The 18,087-nt window shown below is 67.3% G+C and carries 18 protein-coding genes; 9 read left to right on the forward strand and 9 right to left on the reverse strand.

The features are described 5' to 3' along the window. Complete coding sequence (locus tag OKW87_RS14570; protein WP_265540602.1) at positions 1-2,523, reverse strand: glycoside hydrolase family 9 protein; 2,523 nt, start codon at positions 2,521-2,523, stop codon at positions 1-3. A gap of 203 nt (positions 2,524-2,726) precedes the next feature. On the opposite strand from OKW87_RS14570, the gene OKW87_RS14575 reads away from it, so the two are divergent. Beyond that, positions 2,727-3,623 carry an iron-containing redox enzyme family protein gene (locus OKW87_RS14575; RefSeq protein WP_265540604.1) on the forward strand — a complete coding sequence of 299 codons (897 nt, stop codon included), beginning with the start codon at positions 2,727-2,729 and terminating at the stop codon, positions 3,621-3,623. Between the two features lie 138 nt (positions 3,624-3,761). Here the strand turns inward: OKW87_RS14575 and OKW87_RS14580 are convergent, their stop codons facing one another. From OKW87_RS14580 to lgt, 5 genes are all read right to left on the reverse strand, one after another. Continuing rightward, complete coding sequence (locus tag OKW87_RS14580) at positions 3,762-5,084, reverse strand: cystathionine gamma-synthase family protein (protein WP_265540606.1); 1,323 nt, start codon at positions 5,082-5,084, stop codon at positions 3,762-3,764. Between the two features lie 42 nt (positions 5,085-5,126). Further along, a complete protein-coding gene (gene pgeF, locus OKW87_RS14585) occupies positions 5,127-5,891 on the reverse strand; it encodes a peptidoglycan editing factor PgeF (protein ID WP_265540608.1) in 765 nt (254 codons plus the stop codon). Next, a complete protein-coding gene (locus OKW87_RS14590; protein WP_265540609.1) occupies positions 5,888-6,394 on the reverse strand; it encodes a GNAT family N-acetyltransferase in 507 nt (168 codons plus the stop codon). The genes pgeF and OKW87_RS14590 overlap by 4 nt, the downstream gene beginning before the upstream one ends. Beyond that, positions 6,391-7,443, reverse strand: a complete 1,053-nt coding sequence (locus tag OKW87_RS14595) for a class I SAM-dependent methyltransferase (protein ID WP_265540610.1) — start codon at positions 7,441-7,443, stop codon at positions 6,391-6,393. The genes OKW87_RS14590 and OKW87_RS14595 overlap by 4 nt, the downstream gene beginning before the upstream one ends. Positions 7,444-7,544: 101 nt before the next feature. After that, positions 7,545-8,432: a prolipoprotein diacylglyceryl transferase gene (gene lgt / locus OKW87_RS14600; protein ID WP_265540613.1), complete on the reverse strand. Its 888-nt coding sequence runs from the start codon at positions 8,430-8,432 to the stop codon at positions 7,545-7,547. Between the two features lie 113 nt (positions 8,433-8,545). Between lgt and OKW87_RS14605 the strand changes: the two genes are divergently transcribed. The 4 genes from OKW87_RS14605 to OKW87_RS14620 all read left to right on the forward strand — a co-directional run bounded on the left by OKW87_RS14605 (position 8,546) and on the right by OKW87_RS14620 (position 13,791). Then, complete coding sequence (locus tag OKW87_RS14605; protein ID WP_265540615.1) at positions 8,546-10,786, forward strand: xanthine dehydrogenase family protein molybdopterin-binding subunit; 2,241 nt, start codon at positions 8,546-8,548, stop codon at positions 10,784-10,786. Next, entirely contained in the window at positions 10,783-11,790 is a 1,008-nt protein-coding gene (gene hemH, locus OKW87_RS14610; protein ID WP_265540618.1) for a ferrochelatase, read from the forward strand. Before OKW87_RS14605 ends, hemH begins: the two co-directional genes overlap by 4 nt. Positions 11,791-11,825: 35 nt before the next feature. Further along, complete coding sequence (gene phbB / locus OKW87_RS14615) at positions 11,826-12,548, forward strand: acetoacetyl-CoA reductase (RefSeq protein WP_265540619.1); 723 nt, start codon at positions 11,826-11,828, stop codon at positions 12,546-12,548. 238 nt (positions 12,549-12,786) lie between these two features. Beyond that, on the forward strand, positions 12,787-13,791 hold the full coding sequence (locus OKW87_RS14620) for an esterase-like activity of phytase family protein (RefSeq protein ID WP_265540621.1): 1,005 nt from the start codon (positions 12,787-12,789) through the stop codon (positions 13,789-13,791). On the opposite strand, the gene rpmB is transcribed toward OKW87_RS14620, so the two are convergent. After that, positions 13,788-14,090, reverse strand: a complete 303-nt coding sequence (gene rpmB, locus OKW87_RS14625; RefSeq protein ID WP_265540623.1) for a 50S ribosomal protein L28 — start codon at positions 14,088-14,090, stop codon at positions 13,788-13,790. The genes OKW87_RS14620 and rpmB overlap by 4 nt on opposite strands. Before the next feature lie 176 nt (positions 14,091-14,266). Here rpmB and OKW87_RS14630 point away from each other — a divergent pair, with 176 nt between their 5' ends. From OKW87_RS14630 to OKW87_RS14640, 3 genes are read left to right on the forward strand one after another with little or no spacing between them, the layout of a single operon-like run. Beyond that, positions 14,267-14,560, forward strand: a complete 294-nt coding sequence (locus OKW87_RS14630) for a hypothetical protein (RefSeq protein WP_265540625.1) — start codon at positions 14,267-14,269, stop codon at positions 14,558-14,560. Next, the gene (locus tag OKW87_RS14635) at positions 14,557-14,748 is read left to right on the forward strand and encodes a YqaE/Pmp3 family membrane protein (protein ID WP_265540626.1); all 192 of its coding nucleotides are present in this window, start codon (positions 14,557-14,559) and stop codon (positions 14,746-14,748) included. The genes OKW87_RS14630 and OKW87_RS14635 overlap by 4 nt, the downstream gene beginning before the upstream one ends. 53 nt (positions 14,749-14,801) lie before the next feature. Continuing rightward, positions 14,802-15,233: a nucleoside deaminase gene (locus OKW87_RS14640; RefSeq protein ID WP_265544143.1), complete on the forward strand. Its 432-nt coding sequence runs from the start codon at positions 14,802-14,804 to the stop codon at positions 15,231-15,233. 78 nt (positions 15,234-15,311) lie between these two features. Here the strand turns inward: OKW87_RS14640 and OKW87_RS14645 are convergent, their stop codons facing one another. Continuing rightward, positions 15,312-15,989, reverse strand: coding sequence for an OmpA family protein (locus OKW87_RS14645; RefSeq protein ID WP_265540627.1), 678 nt, complete (start codon positions 15,987-15,989; stop codon positions 15,312-15,314). A gap of 134 nt (positions 15,990-16,123) precedes the next feature. Here OKW87_RS14645 and OKW87_RS14650 point away from each other — a divergent pair, with 134 nt between their 5' ends. Next, positions 16,124-17,416 (forward strand): hemolysin family protein, encoded by a 1,293-nt coding sequence (locus tag OKW87_RS14650; RefSeq protein WP_265540628.1) that lies wholly within the window; start codon positions 16,124-16,126, stop codon positions 17,414-17,416. On the opposite strand, the gene OKW87_RS14655 is transcribed toward OKW87_RS14650, so the two are convergent. Beyond that, a complete protein-coding gene (locus tag OKW87_RS14655) occupies positions 17,413-18,009 on the reverse strand; it encodes a helix-hairpin-helix domain-containing protein (protein WP_265540629.1) in 597 nt (198 codons plus the stop codon). The two genes, OKW87_RS14650 and OKW87_RS14655, sit on opposite strands and share 4 nt — an antisense overlap. Positions 18,010-18,087 lie beyond the last annotated feature (78 nt).

Consider the following 18,087-nt stretch of genomic DNA (forward strand, 5'->3'; position numbering starts at 1 on the left):
CTATTGCTTCGCAAGCAACTCCCGCGCCGCGTGGACCAGCTCGATATAGGTCGGGCTCATGTTCACGACATATTCGTTCTCGCCCCAGAAGAAGGGCCAATTCTCGCTATTCTCGGGGAAATCGGGCTTCAGGATCAGCACGCCGGGCACCACCCCGCCGGCAATGAACGAGAAGTCGGCGCGGTTGCTGCCATAGGCCACTTCCTTCGATTGCGTGCCGACTCCGGAGACGAACGACAGGTTCGATCCCGGATGCGTGCCGTGGAGATAATCGAGCGCGCGGAACACGCGGCTGCCGTCGCTGAGCTCGGGGAAGGCCTTTGCGATCGCATGGTCGGTCAGGCCATATTGCATCACCGCGCCGTTGCCCGCCCAGCCGCCTTCGGTGATCGGCACGCCGTACGGGTTGGCGGGAGCGGGCGCGGCCTTCCAGGCGCGGGCGGCTTCGCGGACCCTGGCGGTGAAGGCCGGGCTGGTCAGTGGCAGCGCTGGCAGCAGCGACGGCGCAAGATAGCCGAACGCGCCCGAGACCGCGGGCCATAAAGCCTCGATCCGCTCCGCATATTTGGCGTCGCGCGTTGTCAGCAGCAGCTCGATCGCAGCGCCGAATTCCTCATGCTCGAGCTTGCCGCCGGTGGTGTTGCCGTGACTGAACGTATGGGGAGCGTGACTATGCTCCTCGTCCCAGACGCGCTTGGCGATCCCGAGCGCTTTCTCCGACAGCGCCGGGTTCGAGCTGCGCAGGGCGCGCGCGGCCGCGGCCAGGCCCGCCGCCGATCCATAATTGAGCGCGCTCGACTTGCTGGTGAAGACCCAGCGATCGTCGGGCGTGCCGCTGCGCTCGCCCTTGCGCTCGCCATAAGCCAGCTTCGGATCATAGATCAGCCCGTCGGTCTTCGTCGCGGCGTCGCCGAGATGGGTATATTGGGCGACGTTGGGCTCGACGACGCCGTGCACCGCATAGCCGACCGCATCGTACATCGAGGCGAGATAGAGCGCGCCATGCTCGATCTGCTGGAGCAGGTCGGGCTTGCCGTCGGGGACGTGCATTTCGACATGGCGCAGATTGTGATCGACCAGCGTCTGGTCGCGCATCGGCTGATGATCGTCCCAGATCCGAGCGAGCGTGCGGACGACGGCATATTGGGTCTGGGTGCGGATGTCGAAGTCGCCTGCATCGAGCCAGCCGCCGACATCGAGGCCGGGGACATGCTCGCCGGGCTTATATTTGGTGTCGGTGGTCGGGCCCTGGCGATAGAGGTCGACATGCTCATGGTTCACCGGCGCCTGGCGGGCGTCGTCGCGGTGGCTGTCGCCGTGCCAGACGCGATAGGCCTCGTTGACCAGCATATGGTCCATCTGGACGGGCATGTAGACGTCGAGGCTGGGATGCCAGGCAGTGTCGTAAATGTCGGGGGCGATGCGGAAGGTGGCGGTGCGCTTGCCGGCATAATCGAGCTGATAGAGTCCGGGCTCGCGGACCTGGCTGAAATCATAGTTCAGGTAATTGTAGCGCAGATATTTGCCGGCCGGCTTGGGGGTAGCCGAGTGCGCGACCACGGTCTTGCCGGTCGCATCGAGCCGCAGGAGCCGGGCGACGCCTGCGGGCTTGGCATTGGCGTCGAGCTCGATCACCGCGACCTTCGCCTGCTGCGGCGCATAGCCGAGCTGCGAATGGCCGATCACCGGATCGCGCAGCCAGCCGGGCACGCTGTTCGGGCTGACCGTCCATTCGACCACGCGGCCGGTCTTGCCCTCGGGAATCAGGCTGCGCAGCACGAACCAGCCATTCTGCGCCTGGTTGCGCCCGTCGAACAGTTCGAGCTTGCCCGCCGCCGAGCGCACCGTGACGCGCCGCGCGGGATCTTCGGGCGCGAACACGATCGTCTGGCCCGATGCCATCGGCAAAGGCTCGGCGCCCGGGCCGATGTCGCGCCCGCTCGCCGCGTTGCGTTCGCCGCCCGCCACCATGTCGCCCGCCGGATAGAGCGGGAAGCTGCCGCCTTTGCCATCGGCCAGGTAGCTCTCGCGGAAATAGGCCGAGGGCAGGAATTCGAGGTTGAAGCCCGCCTTGCCGACCAGCGCGGCGGGGAGCGGCTGGTCGAGGATCACCGCGATATGCACCCCGTCCGGCTTGCGCTCGGCGCGGATGCGATACTGGAACTTGTGCTCGGGATATTCGAGCAGCGCCTCGATCGTCCCGGTCTTCGCATCGACGGTGCGCTTCACCATCCGCCCGATCGGGTCCCATTGGCCCGGCGTCGCGGAGAGACGGACGTCGCCGTTGGTCGCGGTGCGCTCGCCTTGCTGGATGATCTCCACACCGCTGATCTTCGAATCGGCGAACAGCCCATCATACCAGTTTGAAAAGACGAGGACGTTGACGCCGCGCGTCTCGAAATAGCCCGCGTCGTTCAACTCGATCCGGCTTTGCGCCAAAGCGGCGGGCGATGCCGCCACGCTCGCCAGCAAGCCGGCAGCCAACAGGATATCGATCTTCTTGCCCGTCACATCGCTCTCCATCCGGCAGGTTATCCTGCACTCGCGTTAGCGCTAACATACTCGCAGGGCGGGTGTGAAGCCCATCTTCGGCCCAAGATAAACCCAGGCTAAGATACGGATTGATATAGGTTAAATATGGCTTTTGAAGCATTGGTGGCATGCGTAAAAGCGGAACTATCGGGGCTTCCTGCCGGTTTGAATGACCTGCAGGAGACAATAACAACATGGCTACCCGTCCAAGCGGCTTCGCAAATGATGCGGGCTCGCAATTTCTGTCCGACAGCTTCCAGCGCGGACTCGCGCATTGGAACCGCGAACGACTCGAGCCTGGCTTTCCCACCAGCGACTGGAGCCGTACGCTCGATCGCGACCTCAAGATGCAGCGCCTCGAAGGCGGCTTCCTCGAGGAATTGCGCGCCGAGGTGATCGAAGAGGCGGCCGCGGCGCCGACCGATGTCGAAGGTTTCATCGCCTGGTTCGAGGCGCTCAAGGCGAGCGGCCCGGGCCAGAACGATCCGCTCTTTCCGTGGCTCGCCGAAGAGGCCGATATCGATCAGTTCCGCTGGTTTTTCGAGCAGGAGGCGGCCGGCGAGGCAGGCTTCGACGATCTCGTCGCGATGACCCAGGTCAAGCTGCCGGTCCGTCCCAAGCTCGAGCTCGCCCGCAACTATTGGGACGAGATGGGCCATGGCACCTTCAAGGGCATGCACGGCCCGATGCTCGACGCGCTGGTCGAGACGCTCCAGGTCAACCCGGTCATCGAGAATACGGTCTGGGAAAGCCTGTCGCTCGCCAACGCGATGACCGCGATGGCCGCAAACCGCCGCTATGCCTGGCATTCGGTCGGCGCGCTCGGCGCGATCGAACTGACCGCGCCGGCCCGCTCGCAGGCGACGGCCGACGGTCTCAAGCGACTCGGATTCTCGGGCAAGGAGCGGCGCTATTTCTCGGTCCACGCCGTGCTCGACGTCAAGCACAGCATCGAATGGAACCGCGAAGCGATCCGCCCCGCGGTCGAGGAAGACCCGGCAAGGGCGACCGCGATGGCCGAAGGCGCGCTGATCCGCCTGCGCTGCGGCGAGCGCTGCTTCGCTGCCTACCGAAACCACCTCTGGGGCTGATTGAGGGCCTGATAACAATGCCGCCCCGGGGAAGGCCGGGGCCCAGTATCGGCGGATTCGAAACGGCGACCTGCCGTCGAGATCGACTGGTAACGGGGCCCCGGCCTTCGCCGGGGTGGGTTTTGCATTAGCTGCCCGTCAAACCGCCTTCAGTGCTTCCTCGAAGTCTGCGATCAGATCGTCGGCATCCTCCACTCCGATCGAGATACGCACCAGATTGTCGGTGATGCCAAGCGCCTGCTTGCGGGCTTCCGGCACCGACAGATGCGTCATCGCCGCGGGGGCCGAGGCAAGCGTCTCGGTGCCGCCCAGGCTGACCGCCAGCTTGGCGATCTTGAGCGCGTCGAGGAAGGCAAAGGCCTCGGTCTCGCCGCCCTTCAGGTAGAGCGAGAAGGTCGAGCCCGCGCCGATGCAATGGCGGCGATAGATGTCGGCCTGGCGCGCGTCGTCCTGCTGCTCGAGGAAGCCGAGATAGCCGACCTTCTCGACCTTGGGATGGCCGTTTAGGAAGGCGCAGACCTTCGCCGCATTCTCGCCCGCGCGGGTCATGCGCAGCTCCAGCGTCTCGAGCGAGCGGAGCAGCATCCAGGCGGTGTGCGGATCGCAGATCGTGCCGATCGTGTTGCGCATCGCCCGGATCGTGTTGATGTGCGCCTTGTTGCCCAGCACGCCGCCCGCGACGAGGTCCGAATGGCCGCCGGCATATTTGGTGAGGCTGTAGACGACGATGTCGGCGCCCTGACGCAGCGGCTGGGCCCAGACGGGGCCGAGGAAGGTATTGTCGATCGCGATCGGCGGCTTGTCGGTGAGATCGGCGAAGATCGCGTCACGCGCGGCGGCAACCGCTTCGACGTCGACCAAGGCATTGGTCGGGTTGGCCGGGCTTTCGAGATAGATGAGCGCGACGTCGCCGGTCTTGCGCGCCTCGATCATCACCGCGTCGATTTCCTCGCGGCTCGCGCCGGCGGGGAAGTCGAGCCACTTGACGCCGAAGCGCCCCAGGATGCGTGCGATCAGCGTCTCGGTCGCGGCGTAGAGCGGGCCCGAATGGACGATCGTGTCGCCGGGCTTGGTCATCGCCAGGAACAGGGTGGCGATCGCTGACATGCCGCTGGAGAACGCAAGCGCGTCTTCGGCCTCTTCCCAGATCGCGAGGCGGTCTTCGAGGATTTCCTGGTTCGGCCCGTTGAAGCGCGAATAGACCAGCCCCTCGGCCCCGCCCGGGCGCTTGCCGGTGACGCCCTCGAAATGGCGCTTGCCTGCCGCCGCGTTGGGGAAGACGAAGGTCGAGGTCAGGAAGATCGGCGGCTTGAGCGATCCTTCGGAGAGCGTGGGATCATAGCCATAGCCCATCATCATCGTGCTGGGCTTGAGCTTGCGGTCGCCGATCCGCTCGGCCGATGCCTTGGGGCGGCGGCGCGCGGTGGCGCCGGTCAGGTCGGCTTCGGTCTCGTCGGTCATGCGGCTCTCCATCTATCGTTGGAGACGCCCTAACCGAACGTCTCAACTGATACCAATTATCGCGATCTGCCGGCCATAATCGGGCTCCTGCGCATGCGTCGCGCGGCGGAAGCTGTAGAAGCGCGCGGGCTGGGCATAAGTATCCTCGCCGAGCATCTCGCCGGTGCGGATCCCCGCTGCGGCGAGCCGGTGTGCGACATAGGCCTCCAGGTCGAACTGGTGGTGGCCCGGCGTGCCATCGGCGAAAAATCGCTCGTTGGCGGGATCCGCTTCGGCGAAGCGGCGGAAGAAGCCTTCGTCCACTTCATAGCTGGCGCGGGCGATGCACGGGCCGATCGCGGCGACGATCCGCTCGCGCCGCGCACCAAGCGTTTCCATCGCGGAAATGGTCGAATCGGTCACCCCGCCGATCGCGCCCTTCCAGCCGGCATGCGCTGCGCCGACCACCCCCGCCTCGCTGTCGGCGAAGAGGACCGGCGCGCAATCGGCGGTGAGGATACCGAGCGCCAAGCCGGGGCAGTCGGTCACCAGCGCATCGGCGCGCGGGCGCAGGCGATCTGAATAGGGCTCGATCACCGTCACTGCGTCGGGCGAATGGACCTGGAAGACGGTGACCAGACGGGCGCCCGGCAGCACTGCCTCGGTCGCGCGGCGGCGATTCTCGGCGATCGCCTCGGGATCGTCGGCGGAGCCGGTGCCGACGTTGAGGCCAGCGAGGATGCCGGTCGAAACCCCGCCACTGCGGCCGAGAAAGCCATGCGCCACGCCGTCGAGCGCGCGGGCGCGGACGACTTCGACGTCGCTCACAGGTCGAGCGCCCAGATGCGATCGTCGTCGACATGATCGCCGACGCGGAATTCATATTTGCCGACTTCGACGAAGCCGTAGCGGGCATAGAAACGCTGCGCGCGGACATTGTCGACGAACACGCTGAGCAGCATCCTCGTGGCATTGCGGGCGCGGGCCGTTGCGATGGCCCACTCCACCAGTATCGGCGCGACGCCCGCGCCCTGCCAGGGACCGAGCACATAGAGCTGGTGCAGCTCGATCGCGTCGCTGCCCCAATCGCCTGGGAAGACGACCGGGCCGATCTTGGCGAAGCCGGCGATGGCATCGCCTTCCAGCGCCAGACGAACGGCGTAGGCCGGATCGTCGAGCTGCGAGGGGAGCCCGTCCGCGCCGAAGCTGCGATCGAGGAAGGCGGCGAGGTCCTCGGCGCGATAGAGGCTGCCGAACGTGTCGCTGAAGCAGCGCTGCGCCATTGCGGAGAGCGGCGGGCCGTCGGCGGGGAGGGCGTCGCGATAGATCATGCAAACCCCGCCGGCACCGGCCAGCCTGGCGCGGTCAGCGCGATGACCTTGAACAGCTCGCCCATCGCCTCCTCGCCGATCAGCCGGTCGCGGTCGGCGGCGAGGTCGTCCGCGCGTTCGGGCGCGGCGGCGGCGAGCGCTTCGGTTCGCGCCGCGATGCCGAGCGCCGTCAGGAACGCCCCCTGCGTCACCGGGCCGTGGACGACCAGCCCTTCGACCTCGGCGGCTTCCCGCAGCGTTCCGAAATCGACATGCGCGGTAAGGTCCGCCTCGCCTGGCGCCTCGAACGGATTGGCATAAGCATGGCCCCGCACCGCCTGAAGCGTGTCGCCCACCGCCGGGCCTTCATAACCATAGTCGACGATCAGCGCCGCGCCGCCCTGCGCCAGCAGCCGCGCTGCCAGCCCGCGGACGATCGCGACGGTGGCGGGGGAGGTCTCGAGGATCGATCCCGGCGGGGCGTGCTTCAGGTCCGGGGGGATGATCATGTCGAAGCTGCGATCGCCCGCGATCGGCAGGAACAGCGTGTCCTGGCAGGCGACGAGCCGCTCGCGCCAGCCTTCCTGGGTGGCGATCAGCTGGCGGATCGGCAGCGCGTCGAAAAATTCGTTGGCGACGACCAGCAGCGGCGCATCGTCGGGAAGCCCGACCAGATCGACCGACCATTCGGCATGCGGCACGCGCTCGGCCTGCGCGGCGCGCAGCGTCGGGCTGTTCTCGACGAAATCGACCGGCGGCTCGAACCCGGCCTTCGCCATCGCCCGCAAAGCATCGGCGGCAAGCGTGCCACGGCCCGGCCCCAGCTCGACATAGCGGGCGGGCGGGCGCCCGGCGCGGTCCCACAGATCGGCCAGCCACAAGCCGATCAGCTCGCCGAACATCTGGCTGACTTCGGGCGCGGTGGTGAAGTCGCCGCGCGCGCCGAGCGGATCGCGCGTGGCATAATAATGCGCGTTGGCCGCGCCCATATATTGCGAGAGCGGAATCGGCCCGCCGAGCGTGATCGCGCGGGCGAGGCGTTCGGGGAGGAGGGGGTCGCTGCTCGTCATTTCTTTCTCTTCGTCATCCCGGCGAAGGCCGGGATCCAGGGTCACAGGCCGCGTCGCTCTTGGCTCTGGATCCCGGCTTTCGCCGGGATGACGATATGTTGTTAAGCGACGCTTTCCGAACCCGCGATCGGCTCGACGCGCTGGCGGCGGCCCTTGGCGGTGGCGATCAGATAGACGCCGCCGACGATCATCGGGATGCACAGCCACTGCCCCATGTGGAGCCCGGTCGCATCGACCAGCCAGACCAGTTGCGCGTCGGGCTCGCGGAAGAATTCGACGAAGAAGCGGCACAGGCCGTAGCCGAGAATGAAGATGCCGACGAGCTTGCCCGGCTGGTAGCGGGCATCGGTGCGCCAGAAGCAGAACCACAGGATCGCCCCCAGGAGCAGCCCCTCGAGCCCCGCTTCGTAGAGCTGGCTCGGGTGGCGCGACGGCTCGGCGACGCCGCTCTGGACGGTGTTGCGGAACACGATTGCCCAGGGCAGGTCGCTGGGCTTGCCCCACAATTCGCCGTTCACGAAATTGGCGAGGCGCCCGAAGAACAGGCCGATCGGCGCGACGCAGGCGACATAATCGTGGATACGCAGCCAGTTGAGCCCGTTCTTCCGCGCCAGCAGGATGATCGCGATCGTCGTGCCGATCACCCCGCCATGGAACGACATGCCGCCATCCCAAAGCCGCACGATCTGCCACGGGCTCTCGACGATCATCTCGGGCATGTAGAAGATCACATAGCCCAGCCGCCCGCCCAGGATGATGCCCAGCGTCGCATAGAAGACCAGATCGTCGGCATGGCGCCGCGCCATCGGTGCGCCCGGCTGGTCGAGCATCTTGAGCATGTACCACCAGCCGATCAGGATGCCGGCGATATAGGCCAGCGAATACCATTTGATCTGGAAGAAGCCGAGATCGAGCGCGACCGGGCTGAGCCCCAGATCCTGAAACTGGATATGTCCGCCGGCGGCAGCGGCGAGGAAGGTGGTCAGCACGTGTCGTCGTTCCCCGTCGGTGAGCGTGATGCCGCGATAGAACAGCTTAGCTGCAAACCCAAGGGCGAACCGGCGTCTGGCGCAGGGCTCCCGCGCGCGATAGAGCGGCGGCGATGGTAAATCCCCGCCCGACCCCGAAGCTGAACCGCCGCACGCTGCTGATCGGCGGCGGCGTCGGCGTGGGGCTGGTGGTGGCGTGGGGCGTGTGGCCGCGCACCTATCTGCCCAACCTCACCGCCGCGCCGGGCGAGACTCTGTTCGGTGCCTGGATCAAGATCGGCACAGACGGCCACGTCTCGGTCGCGGTGCCGCAATGCGAGGAGGGGCAGGGGGTCTATACCGCGCTGCCCCAGATCGTCGCCGACGAGCTCGGCGCGGTCTGGACCAGCGTCGGGGTCGAGCCCGCGCCGCTCAACCCGCTTTACGCCAATCCGCTTGCTGCCGATGCCTTGTTCGAAATGGCGCTGGGCCCGATCCCCGAGCGCATCCGTCGCAACTGGGCGACGCGCAACGGCCTGACGCTGACTGCCGCCTCCACGTCGATCCGCAATTTCGAGGGTCAGTTGCGACATGCCGGCGCGGCCGCGCGCGTCTTATTGTGCAAGGCGGCGGCGCGGCGATGGGGGGTGGCGTGGGAAAGTTGCGAGACCGTCAACGGCTTCGTCACCCAGGGGAGGCAACGGCTCGGCTTCGGCGCGCTCGCGGCGGAGGCCGCAGACGAGCAGGCGCCCGACGATCCCCCCTTGCGCAGCGGCGACCAGAATCGCCTCTACGGCCAGTCGCTGCCTCGGCTCGATGCGCCGTCGAAGGTCGATGGCAGCGCCAATTTCGCGGCCGATATCCGCCTGCCCAACATGGTCCACGCCTCGATCCGGATGGGGCCCACCGGGGACACCGAACTCGTCCGCATCGATCGCCCCGCCGCCGATCGCATCCCCGGCATGCTCGCCGTGGTGACCGCGAAGGACTGGGTCGCGTCGGTCGCGGACAATTGGTGGGCGGCGGATCGCGCGCTCGACGCGATGCGCCCGCGCTTCCGGACGCCCGTCGAGGTGGTCAACGACGATACGATCGAGGCGGCGCTCAGCGCGGCGTTCGAGGGTCCCGGCGCCAGGATCGCCCGCGAGGGAGACCTTTCCGCGCAGTTCCGCGGCGCGCGCGTCGTCGCAGCCGAGTATCGCGTCGGCCTCGCGCTGCACGCCACGCTCGAGCCGATGAGCTGCACCGCCGCCTTTGCCGACGGCCGCCTGTCGCTCTGGCTGCCGACGCAGGCGCCCGGGCTCGCGCGCGCCGCGGCGGCGCGGGCGGCGGGAGTGAGCGAGGCGAGCGTCACCATCCACCCGACGATGGCCGGCGGTGGGTTCGGCGCGAAGCTCGAACATGAAGTGGCCGCGCAGGCCGCGATCCTTGCCAAGCAGATCGGCCGGCCGGTGCAGCTCACCTGGCCGCGCGGCGAGGATTTCCGCCACGATCGCTTCCGCCCCGCCGCCGCCGGGCGAATGACCGCGCGGCTTGATCCACGCGGCCGGGTGAGCGGCTGGCTCGCCAAGATAGCCGCGCCCGAGACCGGGCGCGAGCTGGCCGAGCGGCTGCTGGCCGGCGATGCGATTGCTGCGACGGGGCTGCGGCTCGGGGGTAGCGGCGATCCGTCCGCGGTCGCGGGCGCCGAACCGGCCTATGGCATCGCCGATTATGCGATCGACCACCACCCCGCCGCGATCGGCGTGCCGACCGGCTATTGGCGCTCGGGCGCGCATAGCTACACCTGCTTCTTCAACGAGAGCTTCGTTGACGAGCTCGCGCATGTCGCGGGGCAGGAGGCGGTCTCGTTCCGGATGGCGATGCTGGGCGGCAAGCCGCGCCTCGCGCGCTGCCTCCAAGTCGCGGCCCAGCTTGGCGGCTGGCAGGGCGGGCAATCGGGCAGCGGTCAGGGCATCGCCTGCCACAGCGTCCGCGGATCGCACATCGCGGTGATGGCCGAGGCGCAGATCACGAGCGACCGCCGGGTGAAGGTCGAGCGGCTGGTCGCCGCGGTCGATTGCGGCCGGGTGGTGAACCCCGATCTGGTAACGCAGCAGATCGAGGGCGGGCTGATCTTCGGGATGGCCGCCGCGCTCGGCTGTTCGACCGGGTTCAGCGAGAATGTGTCCGACATCCGCGAATTGTCGCAGCTGCTGCTTCCCACGCTGGGCACCACCCCCGACATCACCGTCGAGATCATTCCCAGCGTTGCCGAACCGGGCGGGGTGAGCGAGCTGGCGGTGCCGCCGGTCGCGCCGGCGATCGCCAATGCCCTTCAGGCCGCAACCGGTGTACGGTTCCGCCGTCTTCCTCTCTTGTCGGACATCGAATGACCCCGCCCCCCGATCATCCTCTCATCCTGCGCCCGCGGATCGGCGTGCTGCTGGTCAACCTCGGCACGCCCGATGCGCCCGATACGCGCTCGGTGCGACGCTATCTGGGCGAGTTCCTGTCCGATCGGCGCGTGGTGGAGATTCCGGCCTTGCTGTGGCAGCCGATCCTTCGCGGCATCATCCTCAACACCCGCCCCGCCAAGTCCGCCCACGCATATGGCCTGGTGTGGCGCGACGACGGTTCGCCGCTCGCCGCGATCACCCGCGAACAGTCGCAGGCGCTGCAGGGCGCGTTCGGGCCCGATGTCGTTGTCGATTATGCGATGCGCTATGGCAATCCGGCGCTGGGCGATCGGCTGAAGGCGCTCAAGGCGCAGGGCTGCGAGCGAATCCTGATCGCCCCGCTCTATCCGCAATATTGCGCGGCGACGACGGCGACCGCGAACGACGTCGCCTTCGCCACGCTGACCGCTATGCGCTGGCAGCCGGCGCTGCGCACGCTGCCGCCTTATCATGACGATCCGGCCTATATCGGCGCGCTCAAGGCCTCGGTCGAGGCGTCGCTGGCCGCGCTCGATTTCGAGCCGGAGGCGGTCATCGCCAGCTTTCACGGCATGCCCAAGCGGACGCTGGAGCTCGGCGACCCCTATCACTGCCATTGCCAGAAGACCGCGCGGCTGCTCAGCGAAGCGATGGGCCGGGAATTGCTGGTCACCTTCCAGTCGCGCTTCGGCCCCGCCAAATGGCTCGAGCCGGCGACCGACCTGACGCTCGAAGAACTGGCGGCAAAGGGGATCAAACGCGTCGCGATCTTCGCGCCCGGTTTCTCCGCGGACTGCCTGGAGACGCTCGAAGAGCTTTCGATCCGCGGTCGCGAATCCTTCGTCGAGGCGGGCGGCACCCATTTCGCCTATCTGCCCTGCCTCAACGCCAGCGACGTCGGCATCGCGATGCTGCAAACAATATTGCGCCGGGAACTTGCGGGCTGGGCGGACGCTGCGTAGCGTCAACGCCTAGAACAACGAATGAGAGGATGAGTATGGCACGCGTAGCGATCGTCACTGGAGGCACGCGCGGGATCGGCGAGGCGATCAGCCTGGCGCTGCAGGAAGCCGGGATGACCGTGGCCGCCAACTATGCCGGCAATGCGGAGAAAGCGAACGCCTTCACCGAGCGCACCGGCATCGCCAGCTTCAAATGGGATGTGGGCGATTTCGACGAATGCGCCGCGGGCGTCGCGAAGGTCGAGGCCGAGCTCGGCCCGGTCGACGTGCTGGTCAACAACGCCGGCATCACCCGCGACGGCACGATCCTGAAGATGACCAAGGACATGTGGGAGGATGTGATCCGGGTGAATCTCGGCGGCTGCTTCCACATGGCGCACGCGGTGTTCCCCGGCATGCGCAATCGCAAATGGGGCCGGATCGTCAATATCGGCTCGATCAACGGCCAGGCGGGCCAATACGGCCAGGTCAATTATGCCGCGGCCAAATCGGGCATCCACGGCTTCACCAAGGCATTGGCGCAGGAAGGCGCGCGCGCCGGCGTTACGGTCAATGCGATCGCGCCTGGCTATATCGATACCGACATGGTCGCTGCGGTGCCGCCCGAGGTTCTCGAGAAGATCGTTGCCAAGATCCCCGTCGGCCGATTGGGCCAGGCGAGCGAGATTGCACGCGGCGTGGCGTTCCTGTGCTCGGAAGAGGGCGGGTTCGTCACCGGATCGACGCTTAGCATCAATGGCGGGCAGCATATGTACTGACCGGCGAACGGGCGGCCACGCCCGCGCCGATGCGCCAAACCCAGCCAAGCCACGAATACGAAGGGGGCCGATCCGCTAGGACCAGCCCCCAACCCTCGATACGCTACGCGAGGGAATCGATGCGCGAAGAACATCCGCGAGCTAGCCGGGTTCCATTGAGGCTTTGCTGAACAGCTTGTTATCTGAGGTTCATCTTCGCGGGCTGGTCGATCCGCGGCGAGCCGCTATGACGGCGGCGATGCGGCTCCCCATATCGCTTGCCTTGTCCGTGATCGCGTCGCTCACCGTCGCCGCCTCGGACCAACAATCGCGGCCCGTACTTGGTAGCGAACCGCGCATGCGTGCCGTGCCGGTGGCGATCCAGCCGGGCGACCCCCAGCGGCGACATGTCGGCGCGCTGACCTATCTGGGCGGCGTGCGGCTGACGAGCCCCGACCCGGCCTTTGGCGGTTTCTCCGCGATGCGAGTCGAGGGCGACGCCTTCACCCTGCTCAGCGACGGCGGCAACATCGTTCGCTTCCGCATGGGCACCGACTTCAAGCCGTTCGACATCGTCTTCGGCGATCTGCCCGCAGGACCCGGCACCGGCTGGAAGAAGCGGCACCGCGATTCCGAATCGCTCGCCTGGGATCCTGCCACGGGCAAGGTCTGGGTCGGCTTCGAGAACCGCAACGCGATCTGGCGCTACGATCGCGATTTCGTGGCGGCGGAGCGGCAGGCGCGCCCCGCGGCGATGGCGCGGTGGGATCGGGGCGGGGGGCCCGAATCGATGGTCCGCCTGCGCAGCGGACGCTTCGTGGTGATTTCCGAGAGCAGCGATCCGCGGGGACGGCCCGATGCGCGCTTCCTCCTGGTCTTCGCGGGCGATCCCACCGAAACCCGCCTGCCGCCGAAGCGCTTCGGCTATGTGCCGCCGGCGGATTACGATCCGACCGACGTCGCCGAGCTGCCCGACGGGCGCCTGCTGGTGCTCAATCGCCGCTTCAGCGTGCCGGGACTATTCACCGCGAAGCTGACGCTGGTCGATCTACGCGAGGCAGCACCCGGTGCGGTGGTGACGGGGGTCGAGCTGGCGACGCTGGAACGACCGCTGTTGCACGATAATTTCGAGGCGCTGGCGCTCACACGCGAAGGCGCCGAGACGATCCTGTGGATCGCCTCGGACGACAATGGCGAGGTATGGGAGCAATCGCTCCTGCTGAAGTTCCGGCTCGATCTGCCCGAGCCGGCGAAGACGCCTTAAGCGGCTTCGGCAGCAGTCGCGGTGCCGGCCTTGCGCACGTCGCGCTTCAGGCGGCGGGCGCGCAGCGAGAGATCGTCGTCGCTCGTCTTGAGCAGCCAATTGTCCAGGCCGCCGACATGCTCGACCGAACGCAGGCCGTGCGTCGAGACGCGCAACTTGACGCTGCGGTTCAGCGCGTCGGAGATCAGCGTCACATTCTGCAGGTTGGGCAGAAAGGTCCGCTTGGTCTTGTTGTTGGCGTGGGAGACGTTGTTCCCAACCTGCCGGCCCTTGCCGGTCAGCTCGCAAATGCGCGACATCGCTGTTAATCCTGAGTTTGGCCCAAGACATCCCTGGTGCCGGAAAGGTCGCGCCGATACCGCCTATGAGCCGGTGCGTCAACCGATTCGCCCACGAAATCCCCTTGTGCCCACGCAACCCGCGTGGTTGGTCGCGCGTATATTACGCAAGCGATTCAATTCGGGGAGATGAAGACATGCGTGGAATTCTAGTGCTGATTGGCCTCATCGCCATTGCAGTCGTCATACTCATGAGCCTCGGCATGCTCAACATCCAGCAGCAACAGGGCGCAAGCCTGCCCGATGTCACCTTCGACGCGAAGGGCGGCCAATTGCCCAAGTTCAGCGCGGAGACCGGCTCGGTCGGGATCGGATCGACCAACACCTCGGTCGAAGTGCCCACCGTGGAAATGAAGAACGCGACCGTCACTCTGCCGACGATCGAAGTGCGCCAGGCTCCGGGCGCCAGCCCGACGCCCGCGGCACGATGAGCGAGGCTAGCCCGGGACGCCTTGCGGCGGCAGTCCTGCTGCCGCCGCTGGGCACCTATCTTGCCCGCGGTCCCGGTCGGGAATTCCTCATCGCGTGTGGATTGACCGTGCTGGGCTATCTGCCGGGCGCCGCCTTCGCGCTTTGGACCGTGCTGCGGCCCGAACAGTCTGCCGCTGCGCCGGCGTGACGAACCGTGGCGGGGCGGCTAAGCCCTCCGCCATGTTTCCGCTCCCCGAACCGATGCGCGTCGCGCTCGACGCTGCGACGCGTGCCGCCGCTGCGGAAGAGGTTCCGGTCGGCGCGGTAGTGGTGCACGAAGGGCGGATCGTCGCCACGGCAGCCAATGCGCCGCGCACCCTCCACGATCCGACCGCGCATGCCGAGATGCTCGCGATCCGCGAGGCCGCCCGCCTGCTTGGCCGCGATCGGCTCGAGGATTGCGATCTGTGGGTGACGCTCGAGCCCTGCGCGATGTGCGCCGGCGCGATCGCCCATGCCCGAATCGCCCGGCTCTATTATGGCGCGAGCGATCCCAAGGGCGGGGCGGTGGAGCATGGCCCGCGCTTCTTCGCCCAGTCTACCTGCCACCACCGCCCCGAAATCTACCCCGGCATCGGCGAAGCCGAAGCGGGCGAGTTGCTGCGCGGCTTTTTCAAGGCGCGTCGGCTGTGACAGCGTTGGGTCCGACGGATATTGCCCACCCCGGCGAAGGCCGGGGTGGGGGTAGGTTCGATCCTGCTGGTTGCTGCCTCAGCCCATGTCGTTCTGCGTCACCGGCACCAGCTTGATCTCGACCCGGCGGTTCGCCGCCTTGCCCGATTCGGTCTCGTTGGTCTCGACCGGCTGCGATTCGCCGAAGCCGCGCGTGGCAATGCGGGCGCTCTGCACGCCGCGCATCGACAGATAGTCCGCAACCGACGCCGCGCGCCGCTCGGACAGATCCTGGTTGTACGAATCGGCCCCGGTCGAATCGGTGTGGCCATATACGTCGACATAGGTCTGGTTATATTGCTTCAGCACGTCCGCGACCTGGTCGAGCGTTGGGCGGAACTGCGGCTGGACGTTCGACTGGTCGGTGGCGAAGGTGATGCCGGCGGGCATGCTGAGCACCAGATCGTCGCCCTGGCGGATCACCCGTACGTCGGTGCCCGCGGTGCGGCGGCGGAGCTCCTGCTCCTGGCGGTCCATGTACAGGCCGACGCCGGCGCCGGCGAGGCCGCCAATGCCCGCGCCCACCAATTTCTCGGTGCGATCGTTGCGGCCGCCGACGATATCGCCGAGCAGATAGCCGCCCAGCGCACCGCCGACCCCGCCGATCGCCGCCTTGGAAATGCGCCGCTCGCCGGTGACCGGATCGGTGACGCAGGCCGTGGTCAGCGTGGTGGCGGCAAGCGCCGCGGCGACCAGCGCCTTCATGGAAATGCCCATGGAATCTCTCCTCCTTGTTCGAACCATGTGGGAGGAACCGGTTTTCGGCGCGCTTGTTCCGCCTGCGAACCGACATGTTTGTGCGTTGAACGGTTGTAGAGCGGGCCCCGCTGCGGATATGGAGTGCGCCTCACATGGCCGACCCCTTTCCCTGGATCGACGTCGCGATCATCCTCGTGCTGGTTGCGATCAACGGCGTCTTCGCGATGTCGGAGCTCGCTATCGTCTCGGCACGACCGGCGCGGATGGAGGGGTTGGCGCGCACGCATAAGGGCGCCGCGACTGCGATCCTGCTCGCTTCGGATCCGGGCAAATTTCTCTCCACCGTCCAGATCGGCATCACGCTGATCGGCATCGTCGCCGGCGCCTATTCGGGATCGAGCCTGGGCGAGCCGGTGGCGCAGCGGATCGAGATGCTCGGCGTGAGCCCCGAACATGCCTATACGGTCGCACTGGCCGTGGTGATCGGGCTGACCACCTATGCCTCGCTGATCATCGGCGAGCTGGTGCCCAAGCAGTTCGCCTTGCGCTCGCCCGAGCCGATCGCCGCGATCGTCGCGCTGCCGATGCTGTGGCTCAGCCGGGTCACCGCGCCGATCGTCTGGCTGCTCGATTCGACCAGCGCGGGCATCTTCAGGCTGATCGGCCTCAAGCGCGAATCGGAAAATCGCGTCACGGTCGAGGAGCTGCACCTGATTGTCGCCGAGGCGAGCAAGTCGGGCGTGATCGAGGAGCATGAGCGCTCGATCATCTCCGGCGTGGTCCGCCTGGCCGATCGCCCGGTGCGCGAAGTGATGACGCCGCGCACCGAAGTCGACTGGCTCGACGTCAATCTCGACGCCGCCGGCATTCGCGACGCCTTGCTCGCCACCCCGCACACCCGCCTGCCCGTGACCGAGGGGTCGGTCGACTCGGTGATCGGCGTCGTCCAGGCCCGCGACATCGTCTCGGCCTTGTTCCGCGGGGAGACGCTCGATCTGCGGCGGCTGATGCGCAGTGCGCCGATCCTGCCCGATCAGGTGGATGCGATGGACGCGCTGGGGGCGCTGCGCCGCGCCGAAGTGCCGATGGGGCTAGTCCACGACGAATATGGCCATTTCGAAGGCATCGTCACGCCCGCGAACCTTCTCGCGGCGATCGCGGGCGATTTCGCATCGGACGCTGATCCCGACGACGATCGCGCGCTGATCGTCCGCGAAGACGGTTCGCTGCTCGTCTCGGGCCAGATGCCCGCCGACGCGCTCGCCGAGCGGATCGGCATCGATCTGCCCGAAGACCGCGACTATGCGACGGTCGCCGGGCTCGCGCTCGCGGTGCTCAAGCGCCTTCCCAACGAGGGCGAGACCTTCACCGAGCAGGGCTGGCTGTTCGAGGTCGTCGACATGGACGGCCGCAAGATCGACAAATTGCTGGTCCGCGAAGCCTAAAGCTTCCCGAACACCGCTTCGTAGCCGGCAGTGTCGCCGCTCGCGAGATAGCCCGCTTGCTCGATCCAGCGATCGCGGTGGATGCGCCCCTGAAAGCTGCCGAGCTGCGCGTCGAGCGCGTCGGCTTCGGCCGGGCTCAGCGCGGCGAGTTGCGCAAAGCTGGTGATGCCGACACTCTGGAGCTTCTCGGCCAGCCGCGGGCCGACGCCCTTCAGCCGCGTGAGGTCGTCCGCGGCAAGGGCGGGCGCGGGCTCCGACGCCGCAAGCGCCGCGGGCGAGGCGTCGAATGCCGCCGCGGCCGCAATCGGCTCGTCTGCGAGAGGGATTTGCTCCGCGACAGCCGGCGCAGCTTCGGCCGGGGACGGCGGGGCCATCGTCGCGGGGTCGGGCGGATCGCCGTCATAATGGGCTTCGCCGCGATCCTCGAGCTCCGCGCGCATCCGCCGGCGGCGATTGGCGAGGTGCGTGCCCCACCACAGGATCAGCAGCCCGCAAATCACTGCAATGCCGATCAGCACGAAGGGCACGGTCAACCAGACGGGCGCGCCGTTCAGGATCGCCGCGGGGGTCGGCGCAGGCAGTTGTTGATTCATGCACGCCCTCCCGGCGCTAAGCTATTGGGGAACTTCCACAACTGCCATAGCGCCGGATGAAGGCGCGTCCAGCGACTC

The sequence above is a fragment of the Sphingomonas sp. M1-B02 genome (assembly GCF_026167525.1).
GTDB lineage: Bacteria > Pseudomonadota > Alphaproteobacteria > Sphingomonadales > Sphingomonadaceae > Sphingomonas.